Source organism: Flavobacterium sp. KY-23415, from assembly GCF_055384985.1.
Genome location: NZ_AP044001.1, coordinates 4,393,837 through 4,405,963, shown reverse-complemented (window position 1 = coordinate 4,405,963; position 12,127 = coordinate 4,393,837). Strand labels below are relative to the sequence as shown.

The 12,127-nt window shown below is 31.8% G+C and carries 13 protein-coding genes; 11 read left to right on the top strand and 2 right to left on the bottom strand.

The genetic code is table 11. The features are described from left to right. Positions 1-177 precede the first annotated feature (177 nt). From ACZ49Z_RS19330 to ACZ49Z_RS19285, 10 genes are all read left to right on the top strand, one after another. A complete protein-coding gene (locus tag ACZ49Z_RS19330; RefSeq protein WP_464305931.1) occupies positions 178-663 on the top strand; it encodes a hypothetical protein in 486 nt (161 codons plus the stop codon). 30 nt (positions 664-693) lie between these two features. Continuing rightward, positions 694-900, top strand: coding sequence for a hypothetical protein (locus ACZ49Z_RS19325; protein ID WP_464305930.1), 207 nt, complete (start codon positions 694-696; stop codon positions 898-900). Between the two features lie 519 nt (positions 901-1,419). Continuing rightward, positions 1,420-2,649 (top strand): SEC-C domain-containing protein, encoded by a 1,230-nt coding sequence (locus ACZ49Z_RS19320; RefSeq protein WP_464305929.1) that lies wholly within the window; start codon positions 1,420-1,422, stop codon positions 2,647-2,649. A 447-nt stretch (positions 2,650-3,096) separates the two neighbouring features. After that, on the top strand, positions 3,097-3,537 hold the full coding sequence (locus tag ACZ49Z_RS19315; protein ID WP_464305928.1) for a DUF4844 domain-containing protein: 441 nt from the start codon (positions 3,097-3,099) through the stop codon (positions 3,535-3,537). A 3-nt stretch (positions 3,538-3,540) separates the two neighbouring features. After that, entirely contained in the window at positions 3,541-4,002 is a 462-nt protein-coding gene (locus ACZ49Z_RS19310) for a hypothetical protein (protein WP_464305927.1), read from the top strand. 368 nt (positions 4,003-4,370) lie between these two features. Further along, on the top strand, positions 4,371-4,958 hold the full coding sequence (locus ACZ49Z_RS19305; protein WP_464305926.1) for a 2OG-Fe(II) oxygenase: 588 nt from the start codon (positions 4,371-4,373) through the stop codon (positions 4,956-4,958). Between the two features lie 47 nt (positions 4,959-5,005). Further along, positions 5,006-6,496, top strand: coding sequence for a hypothetical protein (locus tag ACZ49Z_RS19300; protein WP_464305925.1), 1,491 nt, complete (start codon positions 5,006-5,008; stop codon positions 6,494-6,496). 51 nt (positions 6,497-6,547) lie between these two features. Further along, complete coding sequence (locus ACZ49Z_RS19295; RefSeq protein ID WP_464305924.1) at positions 6,548-6,889, top strand: hypothetical protein; 342 nt, start codon at positions 6,548-6,550, stop codon at positions 6,887-6,889. 101 nt (positions 6,890-6,990) lie between these two features. Continuing rightward, positions 6,991-7,707 carry a DsbA family oxidoreductase gene (locus ACZ49Z_RS19290; protein ID WP_464305923.1) on the top strand — a complete coding sequence of 239 codons (717 nt, stop codon included), beginning with the start codon at positions 6,991-6,993 and terminating at the stop codon, positions 7,705-7,707. A 129-nt stretch (positions 7,708-7,836) separates the two neighbouring features. After that, positions 7,837-8,694, top strand: a complete 858-nt coding sequence (locus ACZ49Z_RS19285; protein WP_464305922.1) for a hypothetical protein — start codon at positions 7,837-7,839, stop codon at positions 8,692-8,694. 88 nt (positions 8,695-8,782) lie between these two features. Here ACZ49Z_RS19285 and prfB read toward each other — a convergent pair. Beyond that, positions 8,783-9,878, bottom strand: a protein-coding gene (gene prfB, locus ACZ49Z_RS19280; RefSeq protein WP_464305921.1) for a peptide chain release factor 2 whose coding sequence is annotated in 2 segments (ribosomal slippage) — positions 8,783-9,814 and positions 9,816-9,878 — 1,095 coding nt in all. Because the reading frame shifts where the segments join, the coding sequence is not laid out codon by codon here. 48 nt (positions 9,879-9,926) lie between these two features. Between prfB and ACZ49Z_RS19275 the strand changes: the two genes are divergently transcribed. After that, on the top strand, positions 9,927-10,952 hold the full coding sequence (locus tag ACZ49Z_RS19275) for a threonine aldolase family protein (RefSeq protein WP_464305920.1): 1,026 nt from the start codon (positions 9,927-9,929) through the stop codon (positions 10,950-10,952). 11 nt (positions 10,953-10,963) lie between these two features. On the opposite strand, the gene ACZ49Z_RS19270 is transcribed toward ACZ49Z_RS19275, so the two are convergent. Continuing rightward, on the bottom strand, positions 10,964-12,127 hold the full coding sequence (locus ACZ49Z_RS19270) for a hypothetical protein (protein WP_464305919.1): 1,164 nt from the start codon (positions 12,125-12,127) through the stop codon (positions 10,964-10,966).

Below are 12,127 nucleotides of genomic sequence, written 5' to 3'. Positions count from 1 at the left end.
TTAAAAAATTGATGCTTTATACCTGTTAGGTTTCAAAAACTAATAGGTATAGGTCAATTTCATTGAGGACTTACGAAAATACTCAATCACTAGCGTGAGATGTATTCCGTGCACGCAAACAAAAGCCCCACAAACAAATAGTGTCGTCTAGTTTCTTAAAAATTAAAAGAATAATTTATGTATAAATTGGTAGTCATTTTTTACTGTATAACATTTGCTACTTTTGGTCAAAGCAAAGGAGAAATCAATCTAGATAAAAACATAAGATTGCAATGGGAAATTCAAAACTTTGATAAAACAAAGCATTCTTTCGAATATTGCATGCAAAGTAATTGGAAGTATATATGCAAAATTGATAATCAAGAATGGTTTGGTTCAGATTATGGAATGGAATTTCCTAAAAATGAATTGACGAACTTAATTTTAATTATTGAAAAACAAAACATTAATCTTGAGGTTACAAAAATGTTCAACCCAAATTTTTCTGGATTTTTGTCAAAGAATCAATTCAAAATAGTAAAAAAGAATGATACTTATTTTTTATATTCATTTTTTTCAGATGGAGCAGGAAGTTATTCAGCACATTGGAAAATAGAAAAAGGAAAAGCAGAAAGAATTGTACTCTCAAATGAAGAAAAATTTTTTGAATGGCAACTTGAATAAAAAATGAAAACATAAAATAAATAAAAATATATGAATACAATAATAAAACAAAGGATAAAAACTTTTTTATTAACTGGGCTAATATATGCTGTAGGAATTGCTGCATACGATTACTTTAGTGGAAATGAATTTAAATTAGGGAAATTTATTTTTAATGCTTCATTTTTCGGCTTAATCATGGCGATACTTTCGAGAAAAGACTATAAAAAACAGAACGCTTCTAAAGAAAACCAATAGAAATTAGAAGATTGAAACGAGTGAAGATTTTTAGATATTTCACTCCGCAAATGTATAACGATTACCGTCATTTTCCCCTCCTTCGGAGGGGTGTCCGCAGGACGGGGTGGTTAAAATGCTCTCCATCAACTCTTAGTTTTGCACACCGTCCGTTCGAGTGTTTTTTATGTAATGAAAAGAAATAAAAAAAAGTATCGAGAACTAAAAAAAACACCACAGTAAGGAAAACCGTAAAAAAGATTAAAAAAAGCACCCTATTTTTACCAAAAACAAAACCAACCCAATACACCATAAAAAAGTGTTTTGGTGAACTATTTTACCTTGACTACGTATTTATACGTACATAAAAGCATAAAAAATACGTATTTATACGTATTGCAAGACTAAAAAGAATAGTTTAGGTTTGTAAAGAATAAAAAGTAAACTGATGTTTATCAGATAAATCTATCAACTTTTAGAGGTATTGGTCTGAGGATGTCAGACCTTAAACAAGTTGTAAGCAATTAAACCAAACCAAGAATGTCAATACCTATTGTTTTAGATAAATCCACCTTTCAAGGTCTTAATTATAATGACATTATCGAACTGCATAGATACTATACGGTAAACATTACACCTTTACTAGTATCTGAAATACTTGGAGATTTATCGAAAGAAGAAAAAGCCGGAAGAAAAACACCAAAAGAAGAAGTTATAAATCTATCAAAAAAGTTATTCCCATACAATTCGTATGTTAATATGCCATACGAACTAATAATAGAAAACTCTTTTCTATGCAATTTTGTTGATTCAGAGAATCGACCTTTTCTCATAGCGAATGAATCAATAACTACTAAAGGAAAGAAAGGATTAACATTTAAGGAAACAGACGAAGAGATATCAATAAAAAGATGGACAAAAGGAGACTTTAATAATTTAGATGATATTGCTTCAACACTTTGGAGAAAAGAAACAAAGGACGAAAATGTCATTCAAGAATTTAAAGCCCAATTTGAACATCTTAAAGATATTAAAGTTACAAATACTAAAGCATCAAACCCTGAAAAGCTTCAGGAACTGAAAGAAAAATTTATTGAGAGAATTAATATAGAAATGGAACCAGAAGATGTTCTGGAACGAATGCTAAATTATTTCAAGATAGAGGAACAAAAAATTGCACAAATATTGGACAGATGGAAAAAAGGTGGTTTTGGCGATTTAGAAAAATTTTCTGAATATGCCTATTATTGTTATTCTGTTGTATCAATGTTTTATATTGGATTGAATAATAGTCTTTTTGGAGAAAGACTAACAAATTTGTTAGACCTTGAATATCTATTTTATGCACCTTTCGCTAAAGTTTTTACATCTAATGATAAATTCTTGATTTCATTATACAATGTAGTACAACCAAAAAATGTGATTTTTATATCACTAGAATCTTTAAAAAATGATTTAAAAAAGTTTCAAGAAATTAACACGCCAGAAAACTTTGCTAAAATTCCACCTGACAAAAACACTGAAACTTTTAAAATCTGGGACAGTACATTTGACTTGGAATTAACAGAACGTCTAAAACCAACAGAAAAGGATTTAAAAAGAGCGGAAAAGGAGTTTGAAGAAATATTAAAAATGGCTGAATCTGGAGAGTCTGGAGAATTTGAAGGAGAACCTGATTTTTTAGTAAAAGAAAGCTTTATGTCGATTGATGACCCTTGTTTTTGCGGAAGCGGAAAACCTTTAGGAGAATGCCATTACAAACAAAAATAACTGCTCACAACAGCTAAGGTTTCGCTGCGTGAGAAGTATGAACAATGAAACCGTGATTGAACGGATCTCTTTGCTTTTGCAACACGTCTGTTCGAGTGTTTTTTTTGTAATGAAATGGAATAAAAAAAGTATCGAGAACTAAAAAAAACACCACAGTAAGGAAAACCGTAAAAAAGATTAAAAAAAGCACCCTATTTTTACCAAAACAAAACCAGTACACCATAAAAAGTGTTTTAGTGAACTATTTTACCTTAACTACGTATTTATACGTACAAAAAAGCATAAGAAATACGTGTTTATACGTATTGCAAGACTAAAAAGAATAGTTTAGGTTTGTAAGGAATAAAAAGTAAACTGAGGTTTATCAGACATCTATCAACTTTTAGAGGTATTGGTCTGAGGATGTCAGACCTATAAACAAGTTATAGGGCATTTTAAAAGACGACAGTGAAACAAATAACAAACATAATATTAGGACTGACTTTACTTCTTTTCACAGCTTGTGGACAAGCACAATTGAAAACACCAGACAATGCAATGACAAAATTTGAAGAGTTCAAAAACAAAGAAAAATTTCTACAAGACGACAAACTATTTTATCCTGGAATTGGCGACCCAAACCTAAAACCTGTTTTGACAGAAATGATAAACCTTGCAGCAGACGACTTTAAAAAGCTTGCTGACAAAGGAAATCCAACAGACAAAGAGTATCAAAACGCTATTAAGATTGGACTTGAGAGATTTACCGACCTATACTTGCAGCTGGACACGGAAGACAGAGAAAGAGTTTGTAGTTACTTTGAAGAACTAATGGACATTGTAGGACTTGAAAGTTCAGGCGGACACTTGAATAACTTTATGTATGGTTTTGACCCAAAAAAGAATTAAAATATGTTGACTATTGACAAAATAAAAAGAGATTTTTCATACATAAAAGCTTGGACAGGTAATTCGGAAACATATCACGACTCTCCAATTTTTGACGGTTACGGGAATTTGTGTGACTTGTATTTTAAATCAAAAGACAAGCAAATAAAACAAGAACAAGTTGACAAATACAATGAATTCAGGGAGAACTTTAAAAGTCACCTGCCTGACATTGAAAAGTATATTTTATGCTCATTGAAAAATTCAGAAGTGAACATAGAAAACACAATTAGACAATCAAAATTGACTTTGGACATTATTGAAATTCCTTTTGACAATTACAAATATGACTTGGTTTTGCTTTGTGGGAAAACCTATAAAAAGTTCTTTTTTCTAACAAGAAATATTGACATAAGGGTTGAATTCAAGAACGGACGAATAAAATCAATTCAAAGAAAAAAAGACACGACTGAATACAATGAATAAAGAAAGAAAAACGCCCTATAACAGCTAAGGTTTATTCATCAATTTTTATTGTTTTTTTATAGGTATTCATCTTCACTCCGTGGGTCGTTGCGTGCGAAGCACGAACACTCGAGCAAAGCGAACAGACGAAGTAATGAATTATAATCACTAAACACAAAAACACAAATAATAAAAGTGAAGTAAACTGTGGTTGAACGAAACCTATTATATTCCACCACTATGGGGTTCATCACCAACAAACAATAATACATAAAAAGTATGTCTTTTCGTGCAAAAGAATCAAAAACCGTTTTGAATTGGCAATCTTTTATTTTAAATTTACCCAACAGCCACAAAAACCATCTTGATATTAAAAAAAACAGAAAAGAATGGCAATCAATTATTCATTTGGATTACCACTAAAGCATAACTTTGCAGAATACATCTACTATACAGGACTATTTCTACCACATGAAATAGATAGAATACTTCATTTTTGGGAAGACGACAAAACCATAAAAGCAACACTTTCTGGAGACGAAATCTATAATGACGAATTGCGAAAAAGTTCTGTAATGTTCATAGACAACACCCCCGAAAACGATTGGATCTATAACCGATTGGCAGGTTTAGCAATGCAATGCAATAACGAAAGATTTTGGTTCGATTTGTTAGGTTTTCATCAGGAACTACAATTAACAAGATATTCAGAAGGCGATTTTTTTGATTGGCATTTAGATTTTGGACCAGGAGAAATTTCTGCACGAAAATTAAGCATGACCATTCAATTGTCCGATGAAGACAGCTATGAAGGAGGCGATTTACAATTTATGATAAATAATAGAATAGAAAATGCACCCCGAAAAAAAGGAACCATAGTCATTTTCCCTTCCTTCATCATGCATCGCGTTACACCCATTACAAAAGGCACACGACAATCTATTGTAGGTTGGGTTTCTGGACCTCCTTTTAGGTAAACATATATTTAAAATACTAAAAAAATCTATTCATAAACCTTACTAAAATGAAGAAGGCGAAATCACATATAGCAACAATCCTATTTTTATTGTTTGGGATAAACAGTTTCTCCCAAAACACAGAATTTGCCAAATCGAATAATGGATTAATCTATTCGGACACCACTGTAAAACAATTAAAATTTATTGTAGATTCATTAAACTTAAAATTTAAAGTTTGCGAATTCAATAAAACCTATTTGTCAAAACTACAGGCAAAGGCTCATCATATCTCATTAAAAGGCTCACTAGCAAATGAAGCAAAAAACGATATAGAAGCAAATATTACCTTTGATGATTTTATAAAAAAGTACAACCAAGCCGAGTTAGAAAAAAACTTAGTAGTAGTGAAGTTTAAATATAAGGATTATAATGATAAAGATGTTCTAGAGCTAAGTAGTTTAGAATTCAATGATAAATATGGACATGAATTTAATCTTTATGAAGATTTAGAAAAATATGACCAATCAGTAAAAGGGCAATGGGTTTTTGATCATTACGAAAAGAGTGAATATTCAGAAGAGTCTATCTATGCGTTTTACTTTACAGAAGATTTTAGACAACAACCCATACCAGAGCATTATGCCAGAATGATTCAATATTCAGATTGTATGGTCGATACTACTACACATGTTTTTTATGAAAAAGCAGAAAGAGAAGACTTTAGATATGAAAACAAAGAGGTTTTAAAAGTCCAAGAATTTATAGATTATGTTGATAAAGCAACAAAAAGACCCAAATTCAAATCAAAATATACTGAAAAAAAGTATGAGAAATTTTTGAAGAAGCGTAAATTATGGGATTCTTTACGTCCCAAACGAATGGATAGTCTAAGAGCGAAAGATAAGAAATTTGATATTTTGCTAAAAGAAGCAGTTAAAGAAGCGCTAGAAAAAGGAGGTTCAAATGATGAATTAGAAGAATATGTAGCCCTCTATGATTCACCAAAAACAGCACTCGAACTAAAGAGAAATCGAATTGTAGTGGGAGGTTGTAGTCAAGATAATAGTCCAAGAATACATGCTGTAAATATTGCTAAATTAGCAGCAGAAACCATAAATTGGGAAATATTCCTCAGGTCCCATCTAGACATCATGAACGATAGATTTGACAGAGTAAGTGACGGAAGTTATGCATGGGGAAGAAGGAAAACCTATATAAAAGAATTAGAAGTTTTAGACATTAATGTTTTAGACTTGCTATTAGGAATAAGTTTGCGAGTTGAAAACCCAAGTAAAAATCATTATTATGGAAGTATAGGTAGAATAGGCAGAGCTTTATCTGAAACAGAAAAGGCAAATGAAATAGAAGCAAAAATGCTAGAAATGATAGCCGATAATCAACTGGACGATTACAATAGGGTTTTAATGTATTATTTGTTTTTAAACTATAACCACAATCTAGAAAACAAAGAAAAACAAACAGTCAATAAAGAGAAATTAATAGCAGCAGTAAATAAATTACCTGAATACCTCGCAACTAAGATAGTAGAAGAATAAAAAATATAGTGAAGGACGCTTCATTTATATTTAGTAGATAAAATTAAAAACATGAAAAAAATAGATTTTAGTTCCATAAATCAAACAATTACTTGGTGGGAAAGGTATAGACTTCACTTTAATTTGATTATAGGAGTTATAGGCATTTCCTCGATATTGCTAATTTTTCCGTCCCGTTTTGGATTAGCAGATTGTATCGGGATTTTCTTGTGGGGCTTCATGGCGAATGTTCTGTATTCTCTAGGCATATTACTTGAAATAATTAACGTATATTATTTAAAATCAAAGGTTAATTTCTTTCAATACAGGCATTTATTTCTCGTTTTAGGAACAGCCGCCTATGGTTTTGTAACCTTTTTTTATCCATTTCTTTACTACATGCTTGCTTTTTAATTGTTCAATTTTAAATTCCATTTTATACGTTAACAAACTCATAAACCCTTTTTATTATCATTCAAATAGGAGTAAGTTTGAGCATACAAATAAAAAAAGTAATGGAAAATACATTAAAAGTACAAATTTGGTCCGATGTCATGTGTCCGTTTTGTTATATAGGAAAAAGAAGAATAGAAGGCGCATTGGCCAATTTTAAACACAAAGACAACGTAGAAATAGAATGGAAAAGTTTCCAACTAGATGCAAACTTTAAAGCTTCAGCCAATGATAATATTGTGGATCATTTAGCAGTGAAATATGGCAAAGACACAACTTGGGCACAAGAAATGGTCGATAATATGACCCAAAACGCTAAAAATTCGGGTTTAGATTTTCATTTCGAAAAAGCCATTTTAGCCAATTCTCACAACGCACACCGTTTATTGCATTTAGCAAAAAAATATAATTTAGGAAACGAACTAAAAGAACTGCTCTTAAAAGCTTATTTAACCGATGGAAAAGATGTGAATAATTTAGAAACATTAAGTACATTAGGGCAAGAAGTAGGCTTAGAAAAAACAATTGTAGATGAGGTTTTACATTCTGATGCTTATTCAGATGAGGTTAAAAACGATATTGCCACAGCGCAAAATATAGGAGTACAAGGAGTTCCGTTTTTTGTATTTGATAATAAATATGCTGTTTCAGGAGCACAACCCGAAGAAATATTTATACAAGCATTAGAAACCACTTGGAAAGAAGGTAATTTTGATTCAAAAATAGCCATAATCAATTCAGAAGAAGGAGACAGTTGCGGAATTGATGGTTGTGAGTAAATTTGGAATGATAATTTATTGTATTTTTAATCCGTTTTTATAAAGTTTTTACAAATTATAGACACTGAGAAACGTTTTCTTATAACCAGAAGAATCAATATTCACTTCTAAAATTAATCAATAGTAAAGATGAAAAATAAATTTATTGTAGCTCTTTTATTTGCATTTCTTTTTTCTTGTAATGAAACAAAGAATACAACTCCTTCAATACAAAATGAAACAAAAGAGCATAGTGTAGCGTTGGAAGAACCACAAAAGGAAACTAATTCAGGATCAATATTAGAATTGTTTTCTAACAACAGAGCCAATATAATTCTGAAATTAGAAAATACGACCAATGAAGAAGCAAATAAATTATATGAAAAATATATAGAAGAAAACCAACCGCTTTTGGATAAAATATATGAAAGCGAGGCTAATTTATTAGACAATTTTTATTCCGATGATGAAAGTGTAAAAAAAAATCTCGACAACTTTGTAGGAAAGCTAAAAAAGCATCATTTACAAATTGAAGAAATAGGAGAAGGTTATGTTCAAATTGCTACAGTACCTGATTTTTATTATAAGCTATTTAGTAATTATGTGTCAAAAGACTATAAAGAATATCTCTATTTAAAAAGTGAAGAAAGCAAAGAACTCTATTCTGCCGATGCAGGTCTTGCAATAAGTTTTAAGGAATTAGGAGAAAGAATAATTTCTTGGGAAAATTTTATTGAAAAATATCCAAACTCTACTTTATTAGAAGGTGTAAAAGAAGAATATAAAGCCTATCAATTGGATTATCTAGTGGGAATGGATAATACACCAACAATGGATAAATGGTCGTCTGAAGAAAAATATATTTATCCAGAGAATCTTACAGAATTTAATCGTTTTCTGAAAAAATATCCAAATAGTCCAACAAATCAATTAATTCAATTGTTCTTAGAAAATTTTAAACAAGAGAATATAGTTGAAAGAATAATTGAAGAACAAAGTAAAATTTGATTTACTTTTCACAGGTAGTAATTCCTGAAGAAAAAAATCCAAATTCTAATAAATAATTAGAATTTGGATTTTGGTTATTTATTGCATTTTATTCCTCTTTCTGTCCCATCATCATTAAATATCCTTTTAGGAATTTGTCAATATCACCGTTCATAACAGCATCCACATCGCTAGTTTCAACACCTGTGCGAACATCTTTGACCAATTTATAAGGCTGCATCACATAGTTTCGTATCTGCGAACCCCATTCAATTTTCATTTTCCCCGCTTCAATATCGGCACGTTGTGCTAATTGTTTTTTCAATTCAATTTCATACAACTGTGATTTCAACATTTGCATGGCACGTTGACGGTTGTCATGTTGCGAACGTGTTTCCGAACATTGAATTTGAATACCTGTCGGTTTGTGAACCAATTGAACTTTAGTTTCCACCTTGTTCACGTTCTGTCCACCAGCACCACTAGAACGAGCTGTAGTAATTTCAATGTCGGCAGGATTAATCTCAATTTCAATAGTATCATCAACCAAAGGATATACATACACCGAAGCAAAAGAAGTATGACGCTTAGCATTACTATCAAAAGGAGAAATACGCACTAAGCGATGCACACCATTTTCACCTTTAAGATAGCCAAAAGCAAAATCACCTTCAAATTCTAGTGTAACGGTTTTAATTCCAGCCACATCGCCTTCTTGAAAATTCAATTCTTTGATTTTGTAACCTTGTTTTTCCCCCCACATTAAATACATACGCATTAACATAGAAGCCCAATCACAACTCTCGGTTCCACCTGCACCTGCAGTAATTTGCAGCACAGCACTCATGTTGTCGCCTTCATCAGAAAGCATGTTTCTAAACTCAATATCTTCAATATGAGCTATAGTTCTAGAATATAGGTCATCTGCTTCTTCTTCAGAAATATCTCCATCTTTCAGGAAATCTAACATGATTTGAAGTTCCTCTGCCATTTCTTCCGCTTTAGTATAATCTTCAACCCATTTCTTTTTAGAACGGATGTCTCTAACGATTATTTGAGCTTCTCTAGCATTGTCCCAAAACCCAGGAGCAAATGTCTTTTCTTCTTCGTTTGTTATTTCGATAAGTTTTCTATCGATGTCAAAGATACCTCCTTAACGCACCAAGGCGATCAATAATATCTCTTACTTGTTCTGTATTAAGCATAAATATTGTAGTTTTACGTCACAAAAATAGAACATTCCTTTTGATTTTATGGAAATAAATTTAATTAGTGATACCGTAACCAAACCAACTCCTGCTATGTTAGACGCTATGTTTAAAGCAGAAGTGGGTGATGATGTGTTTAAACAAGATCCAACTGTCAATGAACTAGAGCGTTACACTGCCGCAATGTTTGGCAAAGAAGCTGCTCTGTTTTTTCCAAGTGGCACAATGGCAAATCAAACAGCTATAAAATTACACACACAACCAGGCGATGAAGTAATTTGTGATAAATGGTCGCATATTTTTCTATACGAAGGTGGAGGAGTTGCGGCAAATAGTGGTGTTTCATGCCATTTAGTAGATGGGGATAGAGGGAAAATTACCGCAGAACAAGTGCGAAATGTTATTAATGATCCAGAATTCTATCATGCACCAATCACACGTTTAGTGAGTATAGAAAACACAACCAATAAAGGAGGAGGAGCTTGTTATGATTTGGAAGAATTGCAAAAAATAAAACAAGTTTGCGAAGAACACGGTTTGAAGTATCATTTAGACGGTGCACGATTATGGAATGCTTTGGTAGCCAAAAAGCAACAACCTAAAGATTTTGGTAATCTCTTCGATACCATTTCTGTTTGCTTGTCTAAAGGACTAGGAGCACCTGTTGGTTCTGTCTTGGTGGGAAGTGCAGCCGATATTAAAAAAGCACTTCGCATTCGTAAATTATTTGGAGGCAACATGCGTCAGGCTGGTTATTTGGCTGCTGCAGGATTATATGCCTTAAAAAACAATATAGAACGATTAGCACAAGATCATCAAAGAGCAAAAGAACTAGGTGAAGTATTAGCAACTAAATCTTGGATAAAAGAAGTTGCTCCAGTAGAAACCAATATTGTCATTTTTACATTGCAACCTGCTGTAGATGAACAAAAATTCTTGGAAAAACTAAAACAAAAAAGTATTTTAATGACTTCTATGGGGCAAGGGAAATTGAGAATGGTTACCCATATGGATTATAGAGGTGTCATGCACGATTTTGTATTGGATGTCATAAAAAGAATGGAGTTTTAAGCTTAAAAAAACTAAAAACTATCACCTGCACCACCGCCACTAAAACCACCACCATCAAAATCCATTGGAGATTTTGGTGTTTGTACTTCTGTTTTTATTCCAAACTGTGAAGCAGTAGCCAAGGTTTCAAGAGTTAGTAACGTGTTTGTCGTTTCAAACTTATCAGGCAAGAAAGTAACACCGCTTTCTTTGTTTTTTAATTTTCTAATAGCAAAGAAAGCAATTGCAAAAAGGATTATGCCAGCCAAGGTTAAAGCAATTGCAGGAGGGAGCAGATGGTGATAAAAACGTATAGTGAATATAGTAAACGCCATTGTGCAACCACCAATCCAAAGCATGGGCTTGTTTTTTGTTTTAATGCCATAGAATAAATAAAACAAAGGCGTTAGAATAGTAAAAGCATAGAACAACCAAGCCATTGGAATTTTCATTTTAGTTGAATTAATTTCTTTAGATAATTCGTTGACTACAAAATAATTCATTGAGAAGTAGATCAATAATAAACCAAGGCTTTCTAAAAAGAGTAGCCCAATATAATAATAAGGTAATTTTATTTTTTGTTTCACTTTTTTAGCGAGTATATAGGTTGCAATTCCGAAGAGTAAAAACACAAAAGGAAGAAGGGTAGAGCCAAATTGAATATAATCTACGAAGTACAAAAAGATAACTGCAATTATTGCAATATAGGACGCTATGAGTGATAATAAATGTAGGTAGCGAAAATAGCACAACAGGCTCAGTATGAAAATTGAAAAACAGACAACTATATCAGAATTGTTTAAAAAAATAACAAAACCATTAAAGGCAATTTGCATCCCGATGATGAATGCATCATCTAGACCATTTCCAAAATAATTTTTGTTTCGTACTAAAAATAATTCGGTAATTAGAAAGCCAGTTAAACCAAAAATAAAAATCATGACCGATATGCTAGAATCTGAATTGAAAGAGTTGATACCCAAAAGACTAATCGCACCACATAACGATAAATATAAAATACCCCCTAGAAGGAATAAACAAATTCGAATGAATAGATTGTCTTGAGTTTTTAATGTTGTAAAATTATTTTTTATCTCAATTAATTGTTCTGTACTAATAAACCCAGAAGATGCTAGGTTTTTTGCTTCATCAACTAAATAGGTATTGTCTAATAATTTCTTATCGTAACTTATCAT